Raw genomic sequence first — 19877 nt, 5'->3', positions numbered from 1 at the left:
GCATGAGTGACTCTCCTGAACCCAAGCACGTCCCGCTGCGCGACACGTTCACCGAGTCCATCGCCGTCCAGAAGAGCAAGACCGCGCTTGAGGATTCCGGCGCTATCGACAAGACCAAGGCAGCCCTCGCGGAGGCCAAGGGGCAAAAAGAGAAGTTCGACGGCACCCATGTGGGCCGGACGCTCAAGCGCGCGTCGGAAGAGAACGCCACCATCCTCGCGGGCGGAATGGCGTACTTCTCGCTGACGTCCTTGGCGGCGGGGCTCGTGATCGGCATCACGCTGTCGACATTCATGGTGCACTTCAACGAGGATTGGAATGACGCGTTCTACACATTCCTCGATGACACCATCCCGGGTGTCGTTGATGACGGCAGCGGTAACGGGCTCGTCGACCCCGCCGCCATTCAGCCGCAGACCATCACCGGCATAGTGGGTCTTGTCTCGTTCCTGATCCTGTTCAACACTGCAGCGCGGTACCTCACCGCCGTGAGAATTGGAACCCGCGCGATGCTGGGCAAGGGCAAGATGCCCGCGGTCGCGGGAAAACTTGGCGACTTTGCGGCGCTGTTCGCGATCTTCCTCATCGTCGTGGTGGGGGTCATTGTGCAGGTGTTGGCATCGCAGTTCGCGGATGTCTTAGCTAGCTGGATACCAGGAGAAACAGTATCGCAGTGGGTCATTCGCGGCCCCGCGCTGTTCGTGGGGCTTTTGGTCGACATGGCCTTCCTGACGCTCGCCATCGTGATTCTCGGAAAGTACCGCGGTTCCAAGAAGTCTTTGTGGATGATTCTGATCCTCGGCGGTATCGCGATGGGAATCTTGCGACAGGGCGTTTCCTTTGTCGTGGGTGGCGTTGGAAGCAACCCCGTCCTGGGATCCATCGCTGCGGTCATCACGATAGTTGTCTTCGTGGACTGGATCGCGCGCATCATGCTGTACTGCGCCGCATGGCTGGGTACCTTGCCGCCGAGCAAGCTCGGCGATACTCAAGAGACCGGTGAGATCCCTGCGGCGAAGGCTGACTCTCCCGCGCGTCGCCCTCACGGATCCGTCACTACCAAGCGGGCGACAACGCGGGAGAAGCCCTCGGACTAGCGCTCTCCACGGAGCGGGGGTCGCGCAAAGTCGGTAACTACCAGTAGATTCTTGGCGTCACCTTGATGCTGAGGAGAAAACGTGACCGACAACGACCCTTTCCTGCGCCCGCCGCCCAAGCCGGGCGACCCTGCCGCGCCCAGCCAGGCCAGCGCGCCGCAGTCATTTACCCCGCAGGAGACGCCCGAGTGGGCACCTCAGGCAACGGCACCGGGGCAGGCTGATACTGGCCTGACCTACGGCGACCCGTCGGCAGCGCAGCAGCCCGCCTACGCCGCGCCGGGAGCACCTGGCGCGCCGGCCCCGACGCAGGATGCCTATGCACAGTCCGGCGGCATGGCGCCCAGTCAACCGCAGCCCGCGTATGGCGCACCTGCCTACGGTTCGGTTCCGCCGCCTTCCTACGGTGCGCCTGCATCGACGTCCAACCAGACTGACGGCTTCTCGATCGCGGCGCTCGTGACCGGAATCGTGGGCCTGTCCGTGGTCGCTATCGCGCTGGGCGCAGTGGGCCTGCGGCGTACCGCCCAGGGCGCGCGTAAGGGCACCTGGATGGCCGTCACGGGCCTCGTGCTTGGAACCGTGTCCACCATCGCGTGGGCCGTGTACATCACGAGCATCCTCGTGGCCACCGTGACGTTCCTGGATGAGACCGGGATCGACTGGGAAACGGAGTTGTCCACCTCGCAGAACTACGGCGACGACCCCGAACTCGACGTCCTGTACGACCAGTGCGGCGCGGGCGACGGGCAGGCCTGTGACGACCTGTACTGGGCGTCGGCCATCGGCTCGGAGTACGAGGAGTACGCCGAGACCTGTGGCGGCCGCGGCGTGCCCACGATCACCGGGTACTGCGCCGACGAGTAGTCGAATGCCGCGGCGCTAATGCCGCGTAACGCAACGGGCCCCGGCCGAGGAGTGATCCTCAGCCGGGGCCCGATGCTTTGCTAGCGCGAAGACTTAGATCTCGCCGGTATTCAGCGCGTGCTTGACCTCAGAGATGGCCTTGGTGACCTCGATGCCACGGGGGCAGGCCTCGGTGCAGTTGAAGGCCGTGCGGCACTTCCACACGCCGGCCTTGTCGTTGAGGATCTCAAGGCGGTCCCACTCACCCTCATCACGAGAGTCGAAGATGAAGCGGTGGGCACCCACGATTGCCTGCGGGCCAAAGTACTGGCCGTCGGTCCAGAACACGGGGCAGCTCGTGGTGCACGCGGCACACATGATGCACTTCGTGGTGTCGTCGAAGCGTGCACGGTCCTCGGGGGACTGCAGGCGCTCGCGCTCGGGAGCGGTGCCGGTGGTCATGAGGAACGGCATGATCTCGCGGTAGGAGGCGAAGAACGGCTCCATGTCGACGATCAGGTCCTTCTCCACGGGCAGACCCTTGATGGGCTCAACCATGATGGGCTTGGCCGGGTTGAGGTCTTTGAGCAGGGTCTTGCAAGCTAGGCGGTTGCGGGCGTTGATGCGCATGGCGTCGGAGCCGCACACACCGTGCGCGCAAGAGCGGCGGAAGGCCAGCGAGCCGTCCTGCTCCCACTTGATCTTGTGCAGGGCGTCGAGCACGCGGTCGGTGGCGTGTGCCTCGACCTGGAACTCTTCCCAGTACTCCGTGCCCGGCTCGCGGCCGTCAAGGCCGTCGGGGTCAAAACGCAGGATCTTCAGCGTCACCGTCATCGACGGGATAGCACCGGCCTCGGCGGACTTCTCAGCAGTGGCAGTCATCTCGCGTCCCTCCTAGTACTTGCGTTCCATGGGCTGGTACTTGGTGATGACGACCGGCTTCCAGGACAGGTCGACAGTCCCATCGGCACGCTTGTACGCCATGGTGTGCTGCATGTAGTTCTCATCGTCACGGGTGGGGAAGTCCTCACGGTAGTGACCACCGCGCGACTCCTTGCGTCCGTCGGCACCAGCGATGACCACCTCTGACAACTCGAGCAGGAAGCCCAGCTCGATCGCCTCGAGGAGGTCGGTGTTGAAGCGCGTGCCGCGGTCGTGGATCGCGATGTTCTCGTAGCGCTTCTGGAGCTCGATCACCAGGTCACGCGCCTCGGCGAGCGACTCAGCGGTGCGGAACACCTGGACGTTGCGGTCCATGGTCTCCTGCAGCTCCTTGCGGATCTGTGCCACACGCTCGGTTCCGGAACCACCCACGGTGTCGCGCAACCGGGCGACGGACTGCTCAACCCCAGCCGAAGCATCGGCCGGAAGCTCTGGAGTGGTCTCCGTCGCGTTGGCATACTCCGCGGCGGCGATGCCCGCGCGGCGCCCAAATACGTTGATGTCGAGCAGCGAGTTGGTGCCCAGGCGGTTGGCGCCGTGCACGGACACACAGGCGCACTCGCCGGCGGCGTACAGGCCCTTCACGACGTGGGTGTTGTCGCGCAGCACCTCGCCCTGCACGTTGGTCGGGATACCGCCCATCGCGTAGTGCGCGGTGGGGAAGACCGGGACGGGCTCGGTGTAGGGCTCCACACCGAGGTAGGTGCGGGCGAACTCCGTGATGTCCGGGAGCTTCTCGTCGATGTGCTTGGGCTCAAGGTGGGTGAGGTCCAGCAGGACGTAGTCCTTGTTGGGGCCGCATCCGCGGCCTTCGCGCACCTCGTTCGCCATCGCGCGCGCCACCATGTCGCGAGGCGCGAGGTCCTTGATGGTGGGGGCGTAGCGCTCCATGAAGCGCTCACCCTCGGAGTTGCGCAGGATTCCACCCTCACCACGAGCAGCCTCAGACAGCAGGATGCCCAGGCCAGCAAGGCCTGTGGGGTGGAACTGGAAGAACTCCATGTCCTCCAGCGGCAGGCCCGCACGGAGCGCGATGCCCATGCCGTCGCCGGTCAGGGTGTGGGCGTTCGAGGTGGTCTTGAAGACCTTGCCCGCACCGCCGGTCGCGAAGATCACGGACTTGGCGCGGAAGGTGTGCACCTCGCCGGTGGCCAGCGAATACGCGACAACACCGGCAGCGGCGACCTCGCCGTCCTCGCCAGCGGCCTGCGGGTCGCCATCGAGGATCAGGTCCAGGACGTAGAACTCGTTGAAGAACTCCACTTCCTGCTTGATGCACTGTTGGTACAGGGTCTGCAGAATCATGTGGCCGGTGCGGTCTGCGGCGTAGCAGGCGCGACGCACGGCAGCCTCACCGTGATTGCGGGTGTGCCCGCCAAAGCGACGCTGGTCGACCTTGCCCTCGGGCGTGCGGTTGAACGGCAGGCCCATCTTCTCGAGGTCCAGGACCGCGTCCACAGCTTCCTTGCACAGGATCTCCGCTGCGTCCTGGTCGACGAGGTAGTCGCCGCCCTTGACGGTGTCGAAGGTGTGCCACTCGGCGTTGTCGTCCTCGACGTTGCTGAGCGCTGCGGCCATGCCGCCCTGCGCGGCACCGGTGTGCGAGCGAGTGGGGTACAGCTTGGTGATGACGGCGGTCTTGGCGCGCTGGGAGCTTTCCAGCGCCGCGCGCATTCCGGCTCCGCCGGCGCCCACGATGACGACGTCGAACTCGTGCTCGGTGGCCATTTAGATGTCCTCACAGAAACTTGGGAGCAGGGACGGGTCAGAACCCGCTGGGCAGGGGTCGAAGGTGAACAGCACCAGCGTTCCCAGCACGATGATGACGACGGTCGCGATGCGCAGCGCCCACTGGAGCGTGGCGTGCATCCAGGGCTTGCGTGCATAGTCGTCGATGATCATGCGCATGCCGTTGGCGCCGTGCAGCATCGCCAGGACCAACATGAGGAAGTCGAACCACTGCCAGAACGGGTTGGCGAGCTTGCCAGCCACGAAGGCGAAGTCGATCTGGTTGATGCCGTCGCCCATGACGAGGTTCATGGTCAAGTGGATGGCGATCAGCAGGATCAGGATGACGCCAGAGATGCGCTGGAACATCCAGCTCCAGCGGCGCGCACGTCCAAGCGTGGAGTGGCTGATGGCCTTCTTGGGGGCCTTGAGATCGGGTGCGTTACTCATTACGCACCTCCGAACGCGTGCATGAGGTGGCGGGGCAGGAAGCCGATCATGACGATCGCGAATCCAATCCACACGACCCACACCAGCACCTTCTGGCGGCGTAGCGCCCAGGTCCATTTGTCGACGGCGATCACGCGCAGGCCGTTCAGGGCGTGCAGCGAGATGGCGGCGACAAGGCCGGCCTCGATGATGGCGTAAATGGGTGTCTTGTAGTGCCCGATGACCTCGTTATAGGCCTCAGGCGACACGCGCACGAGGGCGGTGTCAAGAACGTGAACCAAGAGGAAGAAGAAGATGGCGACACCGGTCGTGCGGTGCACGACCCACATCCACATCCCCTCAGCTCCTCGGTAGAGCGTGGGCGCTGGCGACACGGACTCTCCTTCGAATTCCGGGTTGACTCGCCGTCCATCCTAATGTGGTCGCATGACGACAGATGACAGCAGTGTGAACCTCGTGGACGACTTTGTGTCGGTGGTGCCTGCCGGAGGGGTCGGTTCGCGGCTGTGGCCGCTGTCGCAGCCTCACCGCCCCAAGTTCCTGATCGACTTGCTCGGCACGGGGTCGACGCTCATTCAGGACACGGTTGAACGCCTGGGCCCCCTCTCCGCGCACACGCTCATCGTCACGGGGGTGCGCCACGCGCCCGCTGTCGCCGAGCAACTGCCCGCAACCGACGCATCGGCCCTCCTCACCGAACCCAGCCCACGCGACTCGATGGCCGCAATCGCGCTCGCCGCCGCCGTGATTGAGCAACGTCACGGCGAACGCGTCATGGGTTCGTTCGCCGCAGACCACGTGATCCCGGATGGGGATGTCTTCCGCGATGCAGTCCGCACCGCGATCGGCGCGGCGCGCACCGGCAAGGTTGTCACCATCGGAATTGAGCCGACCGGACCCTCGAGCGCGTTCGGATACATCCGCGCGGGGGAGGCGCTCGCGGATGCGCCTGGCGCGTTTGCTGTCGAGGCCTTCACCGAGAAGCCGGATGAGGAGAGCGCAGCGCAGATGCTTGCCGCTGGCGGTCACACGTGGAACGCCGGCATGTTCGTGGTGTCGACATCGGTGCTGCTCGCCCACCTCGCGCGTCTGCAGCCCACGCTGGAAAGTGGTGTGCGCGAGATCGCGGCCGCGTGGGACACCGAGCAGCGCGATGCAGTCGTGGAGCGCGTCTGGCCCACGCTGACCAAGATCGCGATCGACCACGCGATCGCGGAACCGGTGGCCGCCGAGGGCGGGGTAGCGATGGTGCCGGGCAGCTTCCGCTGGCATGACGTCGGCGACTTCGATTCATTGGCGGAATTGTTGAGGGCCGATGCTGCGGGCGTCTATTCGGTAGGCCGTGAGCAGGCGGTGGCGACAGTTGACGCACGTGGACCGGTGGTCATGGGTGGGACCAAGCCCGTGGCGATCGTGGGGATCGACGACGCCGTGGTCGTGGAGACCGATGAGGCCATCCTCGTGACCCGGCGCGATGTCGCTCAACGCGTGAAGGATGTCCGATTTGAGTAAGTGCCCAGGTGACGGGGCGGTAACGATTGATACCGAACCGTAGCCTGTAAGCAACACTTCCGGCGCGAACGCGAAACGCTATCTGCGTAGCATTGTGACTAACGCAACAGCCTGGCGTACCCAACAGGTCATTCGAAAGTAAGGAAGCAACAGATGCGCAATTCGATTCGCATTGGTGCAGTGGCGGCAGCATCCGCCCTTGTCTTGGCAGCGTGTGGCTCGGCCCCGGAGGAAGAGACCTCCGCAGAGGCCAGCGACGACTCGACGATGGAAGCCGCGGAGTCGATCGACTTCAAGGCCTGCATGGTTTCTGACGCAGGTGGCTTCGATGACGCCTCGTTCAACGAGTCGGCATACAACGGCATCGAGCGCGCTGGCGCCGAGCTTGGCGTCGAGGTCGCTGAGGCAGAGTCGACCGCCGAGTCGGACTACGGCCCCAACTTGGAGGCACAGGTTGCCGCAGGTTGCGACCTGATCATCACGGTCGGCTTCCTGCTCGGTGACGCGACCGCTGAGGCCGCCGCCGCTAACCCCGACGTGAACTTCGCGATCGTCGACTTCGGCTACGAAGAGCCCATCGAAAACGTCAAGCCCATGTTCTTCGAGACCGATGAGGCCGCATTCCTCGCGGGCTACGCCTCGGCCGGCGCCTCGCAGACCGGAACGCTCGGCACCTTCGGTGGAATCAACATTCCGACCGTTTCGATCTTCATGGACGGCTTCCTCGCCGGCGCCAACAAGTACAACGAGGACATGGGCGGCGACGTCTCGGTCCTCGGTTGGGACGGCACCGACGGTTCGTTCACCGGTGACTTCGACGACCAGACCAAGGGCCAGAACACCGCTCAGGGCTTCCTGGACCAGGGTGCAGACGTCGTGATGCCCGTTGCTGGCCCCGTGGGCCTGGGTGCCGCATCGGCCGTGCAGTCGGCCGGCGACGCATGGCTCGTGGGTGTGGACTCCGACTGGACCGAGTCCGCTCCTGAGTACGCAGACATCGTTCTGACCTCCGTGCTGAAGAACATCTCCAACGCTGTGTTCGACACGATCGAGCAGGCCGCTGGCGAAGGCTTCACCAACGAGCCCTACGTGGGCACGCTGGAGAACGAGGGCGTCGGCATTGCTGACTTCCCCGAGGGCGTTGTCCCCGAGGACGTCGTGAGTGCACTTGATGGCCTCCGTGAGGGCATCATCGCTGGCGAGATCGAGCCGTCGACCGCCGGTTAATTCACGGGAAGTCGAGCAGACAGCTCACTAGACGCGAGGGGCGTGCCGCGTAGACGCGGCGCGCCCCTCGTGCTTGACTTGAGGGGCCCGCATCGGCGCAGGTCCTAGAAGGAGAACAGCGTGAAACTCGAACTACGCGAGATCACCAAGAAGTTCGGTGACTTCACCGCGAACGACGCCATCAGCATCACCGTTGAGTCCGGAACCGTTCACGCCCTGTTGGGTGAAAACGGCGCAGGCAAGTCGACACTGATGAATGTGTTGTTTGGACTGTACGACGCAGACGGTGGCCAGATTCTCCTGGACGACGATCCCGTCGTCTTCTCCGGCCCCGGCGAGGCCATGGCCGCTGGAATCGGCATGGTGCACCAACACTTCATGCTGGTGCCGCCTTTCACGGTGGCAGAGAACGTCATGCTGGGACACGAGCAGGTGACGGGGCCGGCCAAGCTACTGGACCTCGCAGCGGCGCGTTCCAAGGTGAACGAGATCTCCGAGCGCTTCAATTTCCACGTTGACCCCGACGCCGTCGTCGAGGATCTGTCCGTGGGCGCGCAGCAGCGCGTCGAAATCATCAAGGCGCTCTCGCGAGACGCCAAGGTTTTGATCCTGGATGAGCCCACCGCTGTGCTCACGCCCCAGGAGACCGATGAACTGCTTGAGATCGTGGGCCAGTTGCGTGACTCCGGCACCGCCGTCGTATTGATCACGCACAAACTCCGTGAGGTTCAAGCGATCGCCGACACCATCACGGTCATCCGGCGAGGAAAGGTGGTCGGCACGGCCGAGCCCACCGACTCACAAGAGCATCTCGCGTCCCTCATGGTGGGCCGCGACGTCTCGATGACGGTCGATAAGGAACAGGCCAAGCCCGGCGACCCAGTACTCGAGATCAACAACCTGTCGGTTGTCGACTCGGCCACGTCGATCACCCTGCTCGATGACGTGTCCGTCGAGGTCCGCGCCGGCGAGATCCTCGCGATTGCAGGTGTGCAGGGCAACGGCCAGACGGAACTCGCGGAGGCCATCATGGGCGTCGTCGAGACCGCAGGCGGCTCGGTAACGCTGGAGGGCAAGAAGCTCACCGGCCGCTCTATTCGCCAGGTGCTCGATGCCGGGGTCGGCTTCGTCCCCGAGGACCGCACAGAGGACGGCATCGTTGCCTCCTTCACGGTGGCCAACAACTTGATCCTCGACCTGTACGACCGCCAGCCGTACTCGCGTGGCGGCGCCATTAAGCCGTCCGTGGTCCGGGACAACGCGGAAGAGCAGGTAGAGCGGTTCGACGTGCGCACCACCTCGATTCAGGCGCTCACGGGTTCACTGTCCGGCGGAAACCAGCAGAAGGTCGTGCTGGCCCGTGAGTTGGCGCGTGACCTCAAGGTGCTCATCGCATCCCAGCCCACCCGTGGACTCGACGTGGGTTCCATCGAGTTTGTCCACAAACGGATTATCGAGGAGCGCGACAAGGGAGTGGCGGTCATCATCGTCAGTTCCGAACTCGACGAGGTCTACGCGCTCGCAGACCGTATCGCCGTGATGTACCACGGCAAGATCGTGGACATCGTGTCTCCCGACACCGACCGCGACACCATGGGCCTGATGATGGCCGGTGCTCACGAGGAGGAAGCCGCATGAGCGACGCAGACGCATCCCGCGACAAGGACGAGCCAAAGCCCGACGCGGTAGACACCAAGGCCCCTGAACCTGAGGGTGCCGGCGGAGCGACGGATCCCTCCGATACCGAAGAGCAGTCGCGTTCGCAGAGCGTCCTGCGCCAGATCCTCGAGAGCTCGACTCTCGTCGTGGTCATGGCTGTCGTCGCAGCCCTGCTGATCGCCGGCATCCTGATCTGCTTTGCGGATGAGGATGTGCGCACGGCTGCCGGGTACTTCTTCTCGCAGCCAGCGGACATGTTCTCCGCGATCGGCGACGCGCTCGGCGGCGCCTACAGCGCAATCTTCCAAGGCGCTGTGGTGAACCTGCAGGCAGAGTCCTTTGCTGGGTTCATCAAGCCGTTTACGCAGACCCTGACGATGGCGACGCCACTGATCTTTGCTGGTCTTGGACTGGGAATCGGCTTCCGTGCCGGACTGTTCAACATCGGTGCTCAGGGACAGCTCCTGATCGGTGCCGCACTCGGTGCCTTCATCGGCTTCACGTTCCACCTGCCGTTCCCGATTCACCTGCTGCTTGCAGTGATCGGTTGCGCTCTGGGTGGCGCGATCTGGGGCTTCATTCCCGGATTCCTCAAGGCCAGGACCGGCGCGCACGAGGTGATCGTGACGATCATGCTCAACTACATCGCGCTGTACTTGGTCGCGTACTTGCTGACGCGTGAGGCTTTCCAGCGTGAGGGTTCCAGCAACCCCATCTCGCCGATTGTTGACGAGAGCGCGCAGTACCCGCTGTTGCTCGGGAGCCAGTTCAACCTCCACTGGGGCTTCATCCTTGCCTTGGGCTGCGCGTGGTTCGCGTGGTGGCTGATGGAGCGGTCCACGCTCGGCTTCGAGCTGCGTGCCGTGGGTGCCAACCCCCACGCGGCCCGTACCGCAGGTATGAACGTCTCGAAGGCCTACATCCTGGTCATGGTGATCGCGGGTGCGTTCGCAGGACTCGCGGGCTCCGCGCAGGTGCTCGGTACAGAGAAGGTGCTGACCACCGCAACGGCCGGATCGATCGGATTCGACGCCATCACCGTGGCGTTGTTGGGACGATCCCGGCCCTTGGGAACCGTCTTCGCGGCGATCCTCTTTGGTGGCCTCCGCGCGGCAGGGCCCACCCTCCAGGTGCAGGCCGGACTTCCCGTTGACATTGTGCTCGTCATCCAGGCGCTCATCGTTCTGTTCATCGCGGCACCGCCGCTCGTAAGGTCGATGTTCCGCTTGCCTGCCCCGGCCCACGAGAAGGAGGTGGCGGCATGAGCGCCATGACGACTGAGGCGAGTTCCGCACCACAGCAAGGTGCGTCAGGGCAGGTTGTGAAGACCAAGTCGTGGAAGGCCACGATCGGGCTCGGCGCTGTAGCGCTGATCTCGCTCCTGTTCTTCGGGTTCGGTACGCCGACCGGGGTCCAGACCACGTTCACCGTTGCCACTAGCACCGACTTCATTGCAGTACCGAGCATTACGGTTCCGGCGCGTGCCGCGGCGGTGACGCTGTCCATCGTGGCGCTGCTGCTGACCGGCTATGTGGCGTTCCGTGCCAACCAGTTCCGCAAGGTGGGCGTGTGGCTACCGATCGTCTACGGCATGGCCATCATGGGTGCGCTGCTGACGTGGGCCGGCGCTGACCGCTCCGGAACGACCATTCAGCTCACGGGCCTGCTGACCTCGGCCCTGTTCCTGGCCGTTCCGTTGGTCTTCGGATCGCTCGCGGGCACGCTGTGTGAGCGTTCGGGAATCATCAACATCGCGATTGAGGGCCAGCTGCTGGCCGGCGCATTCCTCGCCGCACTGGTGGGCTCCATGGCCGGCAACGCCTACGTGGGCCTCATCGTTGCGCCCATCGCCGGTGGGCTTGTTGGCCTGCTGCTTGCGATCTTTGCGACCAAGTATTGGGTCAACCAGATCGTTGTCGGCGTTGTGCTGAACATGCTCGTCATTGGTCTGACGAGCTTCTTCTTCTCGACGATGATGACCGACGACCCCAGCCTCAACCAGTCGTTGTCGCTGCCGTCGATTGACATCCCGTTGCTGGCCTCGATCCCCGTCCTAGGGCCCGTGCTGTTCCAGCAGAACCTGCTTGTGTACATCATGTATGTCGTCGTGATCGTGCTGCAGATCATGCTGTTCAAGTCCCGGTGGGGCCTGCGCGTGCGCGCCGTCGGCGAGCACCCCAAGGCCGCCGACACTGTGGGCATCAAGGTCAACCGCACCCGCGTGCGCAACACCATGCTCGGTGGCGCCGTTGCCGGACTCGGTGGAGCGTTCTTCACGGTCGCTTCGGGGCTGGCGTTCGGTAAGGAAATGACGGCAGGTAAGGGCTATATCGCCCTGGCCGCCATGATCCTTGGCCGTTGGAGCCCTCGCGGCGCTCTCGCTGCGGCGCTCCTGTTCGGTTTTGCGGACGCGCTGCGCGTACAGCTCGGAATCATCGGGTCGTCCATTCCGTCCGAGTTCCTCGCGATGACTCCCTACCTTGCAACCATCCTGGCAGTGGCCGGTCTTGTGGGCCTGTCCCGTCCGCCGGCTGCTGAAGGTATCCCGTACAAGAAGTAGGAGGCCGCAGTGCCTGACATCGATTGGGATGGATTGCGGGCCGCGGCTCGTGAGGCGTCGTCCCGCGCCTATGTGCCGTACTCGAAGTTCCCGGTGGGGGTCGCAGCAGTGACCGACACCGGCGAGCTCGTGGTCGGTGCGAACGTGGAAAACGCCAGCTATGGGCTGACGCTGTGCGCCGAGTGTGCCCTGGTGTCGAAGCTGCACACCGATGGAGCAGGCTCGCGTCTGGTCGCATTCACGTGCGTTGACGGCAACGGCGAGATCCTCGCGCCGTGTGGCCGGTGCCGACAGTTGTTATTTGAGCACGGCGGTCGCGCTCTTTTGGTAGAGACGGCCGATGGTGTGGTCACTATGGACCAGTTGCTCCCCGGAGCATTTGGTCCCGACGATTTGGAGAAGGTGCAATGAGCGAGCAGAGCAAGACCGAAACCCACGACGCCGTCGACGTCATCCGCACCAAGCGCGACGGGGGAGTGCTCGCGGATGACCAGATCGACTGGGTCATCGACGCGTACACCCGGGGCGCCGTGGCGGATGAGCAGATGAGTTCGCTCGCGATGGCGATCCTGCAGCGCGGCATGACGCGTGCAGAGATTGCGCGCTGGACCAAGGCGATGATCAACACCGGCGAGCGTCTGGACTTCTCCGGCCTGGGCGCTCCTACTGCGGACAAGCACTCGACTGGAGGCGTTGGCGACAAGATCACGTTGCCGCTCGCGCCGCTCGTTGCGGTCTACGGTGTCGCGGTTCCGCAGCTGTCCGGTCGCGGACTTGGTCACACCGGCGGCACGCTCGACAAGTTGGAGTCCATCCCGGGCTGGCGCGCGGCGCTCAGCAACGAAGAGATGATGGATCAGTTGAGGGATGTTGGCGCAGTCATCTGTGCAGCCGGGTCAGGCCTGGCGCCCGCGGATAAGAAGCTCTACGCGCTACGCGATGTCACGGGCACCGTTGAGGCCATCCCGCTGATCGCTTCCTCGATCATGTCGAAGAAGATTGCTGAAGGCACCGGGGTGCTTGTTCTCGACGTCAAGGTCGGCTCCGGCGCGTTCATGAAAAACATCGACCAGGCCCGTGAACTCGCCGAGACCATGGTGCACCTGGGCACGGACGCAGGGGTCAAGACCTCAGCGCTCCTGACAGACATGTCCACTCCTTTGGGCCTGACCATCGGCAATGGGCTCGAAGTCACCGAATCCGTCGAGGTTCTGGCTGGCGGAGGCCCCGCGGACGTCGTCGAGCTCACGGTGGCGCTGGCGCGCGAGATGCTCGCGGGCGCCGGAGTCACGGGTGTGGACCCGGCAGAAGCGCTCCAGGACGGCCGCGCCATGGACGCGTGGCGCCGCATGATCGAGGCACAGGGTGGCGACGCTGATGCGCCGATGCCCGAGGCGCCTCACCAGCATCAGGTGCTTGCCGAGCGGGACGGGGTGGTGAGCCGCCTCGATGCGCTTGGCACCGGAATCTCCGCGTGGCGACTTGGCGCTGGCCGCGCCCGCAAGGAAGACCCAGTCCAAGCATCGGCCGGTATTACCGTGCACCGCACGGTAGGTGAGCAGGTGCGCAAGGGCGAGCCCATCCTGACCCTCCACACCGAGACCGAGTCGCGGATGCCTCGAGGCCTTGCGGCACTCGCCGAAGCATGCGACGGAGCCGGGGCCATCGAGATTTCCGATAGCGCTGAGGAGCGGAACATCATCTTGGAGACGCTGGGCACGGTGTCCTGAGTGGGCTGGACCGTCACTTCCCTGGCCGCACGCGCCGCGGGTGCTGTGGGGCTGAGGGGTGCGTGGGCGAAGCCGTATGCGGCCTCGCATGCTGCGGGCCTCGCTCAGCGCGGGCCGCGGCGTGATGGCGACACGGTGTTCGCGCGTGCGTATGCGCGCACCATGGCCGGACTCAGCGGAGCAGACCGCAAGGCGATCGAAGCGGCTCGGTCAGAGATGGTGACCGATGCAGAGGTGCTTGAACGCGCGCTCGCCTCGGGTGCCACTGTGACCGCCGCAGCCGGACTCGCGGCAGCATGGGAGAAGCTTCCGGAGACCGCGAAAGATGTGGTGAGGGCACCGGCGGGGACAGGGATTGGGGCAGCCAAGCTCGGTTCCGTCAAGGCGGTCCAGACCGATGACACCACGTGCGGCGCAGCCGTCATGGCGATGATGTCGATGACCGGCGACCCGTTGCTGGCTGCGTGGGTGATGACCGGCCGCGTGTTCGGCGACCACCTCCCGGCGGAGGCTCTTGCCGTCACTCTTCACGAGGACAACCCCCGCACGATCGACGAGCGTTGGGCCGCATTGCAGCGTGTCTTCCACGCCAAGACGACCTCGCGCGCGCTGGGTGTGGCGCCGTGGCCCAAGTCGCTCGGCACTCCGCCCTGGCGGGTCGACAACCAGACGCGTTATGCAGGCGTACGTTTCCACTCGGCGATGCTCGACGACACGGACGAGGAGCTGATGGAGGCCGCGATCTCGCACGCATGCGCTGCGCTGCGCGACGGGATCCCGGTTCCGCTGTTCGTCGGAGGCGACTCGGATCTGGGCCTTGACGCCGTGGTTCCGCGGCACGTGGTCTTGCTCGTGGGCCGCATCGACGGGGGCTTCCGTGTGTACGAACCCAGCACCGGGCGCATTGTGCCCCTGGCAGACGAGCGACTGACCGGCGGCGGGCCCAAGGAGCCAGCTTTCGGACACTGGACGCGCGCATGCTGGCTGATCTTGCCCAAGCAGCGTCGCAAGGGCTAACCCGAGCGCGAGGCCGTGGCACAGCGACTAGCCTTGAGGCATGACACTCTCGCACGCCGACATCGTCGCCCTGCCCAAGGTCGTCCTGCACGACCACCTCGACGGAGGACTGCGTCCCTCCACTCTGATTGAGCTCGCTGCCGAGATCGGCCACGAGCTCCCCTCGACCACCCCCGATGAACTCGCCGAGATCTTCGCCAAGAACGCCGACTCCGGCGACCTTGTCCGTTACCTCGAGGCCTTCGCTCACACCACCGCCGTGATGCAGACCGCAGACAACCTGCGCCGGATCGCCCGTGAGGCGGTCGTTGACCTCGCAGACGACGGCGTTATCTACGCCGAGCTGCGTTACGCGCCCGAGCAGCACCTCGAAGGTGGCTTGAGCCTCCAGGAGGTCGTCGAGGCCGTCCAGGCGGGCATCGAAGAGGGTGTGGCCGAGGCCACCGAGAACGGCCGTGCTGTGCGCGCGTTTGCACTGCTGGACGCCATGCGCCACCTCGACCGCTCGCGCGAGATCGCGGAACTGGCCGTGGCCAACCGCGACAAGTGCTGCGTCGGTTTCGACATTGCTGGTCCGGAGAACGGCTTCCCCGCGGCCAACCACGCTGACGCCTTCGCGTACCTGCGCGCCAACCACATGCCCGTCACGATCCACGCGGGCGAGGCCGACGGTGCTTCCTCCGTGTCGGACGCGCTGGTTCAGGGCGCTCGTCGCCTGGGCCACGGTGTGCGCATCTGGGAGGACATCGAGGACTTCGAATCGGACGAGCCCAACCTTGGCTACATCGCCCAGCACGCGCTCGACCAGCAGATCCCGCTCGAGGTGTGCCCCACGTCGAACGTGCAGACTGCTGCCGCCAAGTCGCTCAAGGAGCACCCGGTGCACACGCTGCGCGACCTTGGCTTCGCTGTGACGATCAACACGGACAACCGCCTGGTGTCCGGGGTGTCGATGTCCGGTGAGTTCGAGGTGCTCGTGGAGCAGGGCTGGACCAAGGACGATCTGCTTGAGGCGACTCTGAGTGCCGCCTGGGGCGCGTTCCTGCCGTACCAGGAGCGCGGCGACCTCGCCGAGACGATTCTTGAGGCCTACGGCATCGAGCTGTAACAAGCCACACGCGTCACCCAGCGCCCCCATTTCCCCTCGCCGTACATACACGGCGGGAAATGGGGGCGCTGGTGCGTCTGGCCGTACTTTTTCGGTGATGTGGGCCGGGCAAGTCGGGAGCGACACGGCCTGCCGTGCCGGCCTAGTGCGTGAGCTTCAGCCCCGCCACGCAGCCGACGATGCCCATGATCAGCAGCACGCGCACGATCGAGAACGGCTCCGCGCCGGTCGCCATGGCCCAGATTGCAGTGAGCGCCGCGCCGATGCCGACCCACACCGCGTACGCAGTGCCGACGGGGAGCGATTTGAGCGCCCACGCGAGCCCGCCCATGGACGCGACCAGCGCGACAGCGAAGATGACGGTGGGCCACAGGCGCGAGAAGCCTTCCGAGCGTGACAGGGCGGTCGCCCAGACAGCCTCGAGGACACCAGAAAGAACAAGAATGAGCCACGGCATGAGATCTCCCGTGTGACGTCTTGTCGCGTTGCCGGGTACGTCACCCTCGTCCGGGAGCCGGTTGCTGGCTCTGCCGCCATGATCGCACGCTCCGCCCAACTCGGCAACACCCCAAGAAACCGCCATGGGACGTAGGCTGGTAACAGACGCATCGTCCCTTACGAAATGGAGAACTCCGATGGCAATTTCCCGCGCAGAACTGGCCCAGTACGTCGACCACACCCTGCTCAAGCCTGAGGCCACGCCCAGCGACGTTGACGAGCTCGCGGCAGAGGCCGGCGAACTCGGCGTGTTCTCGATCTGTGTGTCGCCGTCGATGCTTCCGGTGCACACCCCGGAGGGCGTCGCCGTCGCAACCGTGTGCGGTTTTCCGTCTGGCAAGCACCACTCGTCCATCAAGGCCGCCGAGGCCGCGCTCAGCATCGAGCAGGGCGCCGACGAGGTCGACATGGTGATCGATATCGCCGCTGCAATCGAGGGGCGCTTCGCTCAGGTCGAGGAAGACATCGCCGCCGTGCGCGCCGCCGTCCCGGAGGGCAAGATTCTGAAAGTCATCATCGAGTCCGCCGCGCTGAGCGATGAGTCCATCGTGGGCGCGTGCCGGGCTGCCAAGGCCGCGGGCGCGGACTTCGTGAAGACCTCGACTGGTTTCCACCCGGCTGGCGGCGCGAGTGTCGAGGCCGTGCGTCTCATGCGCGAGACCGTCGGTGACGAGCTCGGAGTGAAGGCTTCCGGTGGCGTGCGGACGGCCGATGCTGCGCTCGCCATGATCGAGGCGGGCGCCTCGCGCTTGGGTCTGTCGGGCACCCGTGCGGTCCTGGACGGCCTTGATGGCGTTGAGACGGCCGATGCTGGGGACGGCGGGTACTAAGCGCCGCCACGCTGGCACGAGGGTCTGCGACTGAAAAACCGTCGCAAACCTACGGCCAGCGGGACTGTGCCTCCCAATCCCCGCCGCGTATGTACGGCCAGGGGAAAAGGGGTTAGAGGCCCAAGGCTTCGCGGACGTCCGACGCCAGCGCGTCCATGGCAGACTCTGCGCGCGAGCGTGCGCCCGCGACATCGTCCGTGGGCTCTTCGACCACTTCAAGGTATGCCTTGATCTTGGGCTCGGTGCCGGACGGTCGAATGATGACGCGCGCGCCGGACTCCGTTGCCAAGTGCAGCCCATTGGTGGGCAGGAGGCCGTGGAAGCCTTCGTTCATGTCGTCGGTGTGGACCACCGGCGAGCCGGCCAGCGTCGCCGGAGGGGACTCGAGTAGCCGTGCCATGAGCGCAGGGATCTGGGCGACATCAGAGAACCGCCCCGAGACCTGGCGCGTGAGGTGGACGCCGTAGGTGCGCGCGAGGTCGTCAATCGCGTCCTCGAGCGTGCGGCCTTCGAGCTTGAGGTCGGCTACGTAGTCCGCCATGAGCACCGCCGCCGAGACTCCGTCCTTGTCGCGGACCAGATCCGGCGCAACGCAGTACCCGAGCGCTTCTTCGTAGCCGTAGACCAGGCCCGGCTCGCGCGCAATCCACTTGAAGCCGGTCAGGGTATGGGCGTGGCTGAGCCCGTGCCGCTCGGCGATGCGGCCCAGCAACTGAGACGACACGATCGAGTTCGCGAGCACCGCGCCCTCGGGGTGGTCGCCCGTGGCCGCGATGCGCTCGCCGAGGAGCGACCCCACGACGTCGCCGTGAAGCATGGCCCACTCGCCGTTGATCTTGGTGGCGACAGCGCAACGGTCAGCGTCGGGGTCGTTCGCGATCACCAAGTCCGCACCGGTCTCGGCGGCAAGTGCGAGCGATAGGTCGATCGCACCGGCCTCTTCCGGATTAGGGAAGGCGACAGTGGGGAAGTCAGGATCCGGGTCAGCCTGCTGGGGGACGGTGTGGATGTTGCCGAACCCTGCGGCACTGAGCGCAGCCTCGACGGTGTCGCCGCCGACTCCGTGCAGAGGTGTGAGCACGATCGTCACAGCCGAGCGGTGCCCGTCACCCGTGGGCGCAGGGACCAACCCAGACATCTCTGTCACGTACTCGGCGGGCAGCTCTTCGCTGATGGTTTCCCATCCGCTGTCTGCGCGGGGAACGTCCGCTACGGCGTGGACCTGGTCGATGTGTGCGGCGATTTGGGCGTCGTACGGAGGCACAATCTGCGCGCCCTGGCCGTCGCCGGTGACGACACGGCCACCCAGGTACACCTTGTAGCCGTTGTCCTGCGGCGGGTTGTGCGAGGCGGTCACCATGACGCCAGCGTCGGCGTTCAGCGCGCGGGTCGCGTATGCCAGAACTGGGGTGGGGAGCAGTCGCGGCATCACGAGCGCACGGTGCCCGGCTGCGGTCATCACAGCGGCAGTGTCATCGGCGAATTGCCGTGAGCCGTGGCGAGCGTCGTATCCGATCACGACAGTGGCGGCGGGCTCCTGCCCGGCCTGCTCCAGCGCGTCTGTGAGGAACTGTGCCAGGCCCGCAGCCGCGCGAATCACGACCGCGCGGTTCATCCGGTTGGGGCCGGCGCCGATCGCTCCACGCAGTCCCGCCGTGCCGAACTCCAGCATGCCCCGGAAGCGGTCTTCCAGTTGTGCCACGGCGTCGTCGTATCCGGCCTGCGCCGCGAGGATGATGGCCTCGAGCTCTTCGCGGGTTTCTGGGTCGGGGTCGTCCGCAGCCCAGGCGTGGGCCTGCTCAATGAGGGCGTTCGTGTCAGTCATCGCATGCGCTCCACGACATCGGCCAGGAGGCGGGAAATGCGAGGCGCGGCGGCGGTGCCGGCGTCGATGACCTCCTGGTGGTTGAGGGTCTCGCCGCCAATTCCGGCGGCGAGGTTGGTGACGAGGGAGACGCCAAGGATCTCCATCCCGGCTTCACGCGCAGCGATCGCCTCAAGCGCGGTGGACATGCCTACGAGGTCGCCACCCAAGACGGTCGCCATCTTCACCTCGGCAGGCGTCTCATACTGAGGCCCAGTGAACTGGACGTAGACGCCGTCGTGCAGGTCCCCGTCAACTTCACGCGCAATGTCGCGAAGTCGCGGAGAGTAGGTCTGCGTGAGGTCGACGAATGTCGCGCCTTCAAGCGGCGTCGCACCGGTGAGGTTGATGTGGTCGGACAGCAACACGACGGACCCGGGTCCCACCTCGGGGCGTGTCGATCCGCAGCCGTTGGTCAACACCAACTGCTTGCAGCCCGCCGCCGCCGCCGTGCGGATGCCGTGCACTACTTTCGCCGCGTCGCGGACCTGATAGAAATGCTGGCGCGCTCCGAGGACCAACACAGCCCGACCATCGGCCGTCCTGAGGGACCTCAGCGTGGGATTGTGGCCAGCAACGACGTGCCCGGCGAAACCGGGAATCTCGGAGGCGGGCACGGAGGCCACTTCCTCGCCGATGAGGTCGGCCGCGCCGCCCCATCCAGACCCCAGTACGAGGGCGATGTCGTGGTTTTCGACTCCGGTGGCTGCCGCCAGGGCCGCTGCTGCTTCTGATGCATATGTGGCTGCTTCGCTCATACCTACGACAGTAGTCCCCATGTGGGGTGCTTCGCCTGGGACATGTGCGAG

19 protein-coding genes and 1 riboswitch are annotated in these 19877 nt (G+C 65.4%); of the genes, 12 read left to right on the top strand and 7 right to left on the bottom strand.

All coding sequences use genetic code 11. The features are described 5' to 3' along the window. Positions 1-2 precede the first annotated feature (2 nt). Together AOP74_RS02410 and AOP74_RS02405 are read left to right on the top strand one after the other, a co-directional pair. A complete protein-coding gene (locus AOP74_RS02410) occupies positions 3-1097 on the top strand; it encodes a YihY/virulence factor BrkB family protein (protein WP_061960743.1) in 1095 nt (364 codons plus the stop codon). A gap of 81 nt (positions 1098-1178) precedes the next feature. Beyond that, complete coding sequence (locus AOP74_RS02405; protein WP_061960742.1) at positions 1179-1964, top strand: DUF4190 domain-containing protein; 786 nt, start codon at positions 1179-1181, stop codon at positions 1962-1964. A 93-nt stretch (positions 1965-2057) separates the two neighbouring features. Here AOP74_RS02405 and AOP74_RS02400 read toward each other — a convergent pair whose 3' ends face one another. Genes AOP74_RS02400 through sdhC form a run of 4 tightly spaced genes read right to left on the bottom strand, consistent with a single transcriptional unit; the run spans position 2058 to position 5398 of the window. Next, positions 2058-2825: a succinate dehydrogenase iron-sulfur subunit gene (locus tag AOP74_RS02400; RefSeq protein ID WP_061960741.1), complete on the bottom strand. Its 768-nt coding sequence runs from the start codon at positions 2823-2825 to the stop codon at positions 2058-2060. 12 nt (positions 2826-2837) lie between these two features. Continuing rightward, positions 2838-4613, bottom strand: coding sequence for a succinate dehydrogenase flavoprotein subunit (sdhA, locus tag AOP74_RS02395; RefSeq protein ID WP_061960740.1), 1776 nt, complete (start codon positions 4611-4613; stop codon positions 2838-2840). After that, a complete protein-coding gene (gene sdhD / locus AOP74_RS02390) occupies positions 4614-5063 on the bottom strand; it encodes a succinate dehydrogenase, hydrophobic membrane anchor protein (protein ID WP_061960739.1) in 450 nt (149 codons plus the stop codon). Next, positions 5063-5398 (bottom strand): succinate dehydrogenase, cytochrome b556 subunit, encoded by a 336-nt coding sequence (gene sdhC / locus AOP74_RS02385; protein ID WP_061960738.1) that lies wholly within the window; start codon positions 5396-5398, stop codon positions 5063-5065. Before sdhC ends, sdhD begins: the two co-directional genes overlap by 1 nt. Before the next feature lie 91 nt (positions 5399-5489). Here sdhC and AOP74_RS02380 point away from each other — a divergent pair, with 91 nt between their 5' ends. The 9 genes from AOP74_RS02380 (at position 5490) to AOP74_RS02340 (ending at position 15876) form a co-directional block, all read left to right on the top strand. Further along, on the top strand, positions 5490-6575 hold the full coding sequence (locus AOP74_RS02380; protein WP_061960737.1) for a mannose-1-phosphate guanylyltransferase: 1086 nt from the start codon (positions 5490-5492) through the stop codon (positions 6573-6575). A gap of 153 nt (positions 6576-6728) precedes the next feature. Next, positions 6729-7802: a BMP family lipoprotein gene (locus tag AOP74_RS02375; protein ID WP_061960736.1), complete on the top strand. Its 1074-nt coding sequence runs from the start codon at positions 6729-6731 to the stop codon at positions 7800-7802. Positions 7803-7922: 120 nt separating this feature from the next. Further along, a complete protein-coding gene (locus tag AOP74_RS02370) occupies positions 7923-9440 on the top strand; it encodes an ABC transporter ATP-binding protein (protein ID WP_061960735.1) in 1518 nt (505 codons plus the stop codon). Next, positions 9437-10726: an ABC transporter permease gene (locus AOP74_RS02365; RefSeq protein ID WP_061960734.1), complete on the top strand. Its 1290-nt coding sequence runs from the start codon at positions 9437-9439 to the stop codon at positions 10724-10726. The genes AOP74_RS02370 and AOP74_RS02365 overlap by 4 nt, the downstream gene beginning before the upstream one ends. Continuing rightward, positions 10723-12021 carry an ABC transporter permease gene (locus tag AOP74_RS02360; protein WP_061960733.1) on the top strand — a complete coding sequence of 433 codons (1299 nt, stop codon included), beginning with the start codon at positions 10723-10725 and terminating at the stop codon, positions 12019-12021. Before AOP74_RS02365 ends, AOP74_RS02360 begins: the two co-directional genes overlap by 4 nt. 9 nt (positions 12022-12030) lie before the next feature. Continuing rightward, the gene (locus AOP74_RS02355; RefSeq protein WP_061960732.1) at positions 12031-12432 is read left to right on the top strand and encodes a cytidine deaminase; all 402 of its coding nucleotides are present in this window, start codon (positions 12031-12033) and stop codon (positions 12430-12432) included. Beyond that, on the top strand, positions 12429-13751 hold the full coding sequence (locus tag AOP74_RS02350) for a thymidine phosphorylase (RefSeq protein ID WP_061960731.1): 1323 nt from the start codon (positions 12429-12431) through the stop codon (positions 13749-13751). The genes AOP74_RS02355 and AOP74_RS02350 overlap by 4 nt, the downstream gene beginning before the upstream one ends. Further along, positions 13752-14768 carry a hypothetical protein gene (locus tag AOP74_RS02345; RefSeq protein ID WP_061960730.1) on the top strand — a complete coding sequence of 339 codons (1017 nt, stop codon included), beginning with the start codon at positions 13752-13754 and terminating at the stop codon, positions 14766-14768. Positions 14769-14808: 40 nt separating this feature from the next. Then, positions 14809-15876, top strand: coding sequence for an adenosine deaminase (locus AOP74_RS02340; RefSeq protein WP_061960729.1), 1068 nt, complete (start codon positions 14809-14811; stop codon positions 15874-15876). 142 nt (positions 15877-16018) lie between these two features. Here AOP74_RS02340 and AOP74_RS02335 read toward each other — a convergent pair whose 3' ends face one another. Beyond that, the gene (locus AOP74_RS02335) at positions 16019-16333 is read right to left on the bottom strand and encodes a DMT family transporter (RefSeq protein ID WP_061960728.1); all 315 of its coding nucleotides are present in this window, start codon (positions 16331-16333) and stop codon (positions 16019-16021) included. Positions 16334-16342: 9 nt separating this feature from the next. Next, positions 16343-16407: riboswitch (guanidine-III (ykkC-III) riboswitch) on the bottom strand. A 104-nt stretch (positions 16408-16511) separates the two neighbouring features. On the opposite strand from AOP74_RS02335, the gene deoC reads away from it, so the two are divergent. Then, positions 16512-17204 carry a deoxyribose-phosphate aldolase gene (deoC, locus tag AOP74_RS02330; protein ID WP_061960727.1) on the top strand — a complete coding sequence of 231 codons (693 nt, stop codon included), beginning with the start codon at positions 16512-16514 and terminating at the stop codon, positions 17202-17204. A gap of 112 nt (positions 17205-17316) precedes the next feature. Here the strand turns inward: deoC and AOP74_RS02325 are convergent, their stop codons facing one another. Together AOP74_RS02325 and AOP74_RS02320 are read right to left on the bottom strand one after the other, a co-directional pair. Further along, complete coding sequence (locus AOP74_RS02325) at positions 17317-19029, bottom strand: phospho-sugar mutase (protein ID WP_061960726.1); 1713 nt, start codon at positions 19027-19029, stop codon at positions 17317-17319. Further along, entirely contained in the window at positions 19026-19826 is an 801-nt protein-coding gene (locus tag AOP74_RS02320) for a purine-nucleoside phosphorylase (protein WP_236683701.1), read from the bottom strand. The genes AOP74_RS02325 and AOP74_RS02320 overlap by 4 nt, the downstream gene beginning before the upstream one ends. Positions 19827-19877: the final 51 nt, after the last annotated feature.

Source organism: Demequina flava, from assembly GCF_000975035.1.
Classification (GTDB): domain Bacteria; phylum Actinomycetota; class Actinomycetes; order Actinomycetales; family Demequinaceae; genus Demequina; species Demequina flava.
This window is presented reverse-complemented; position numbering and strand designations above follow the sequence as displayed.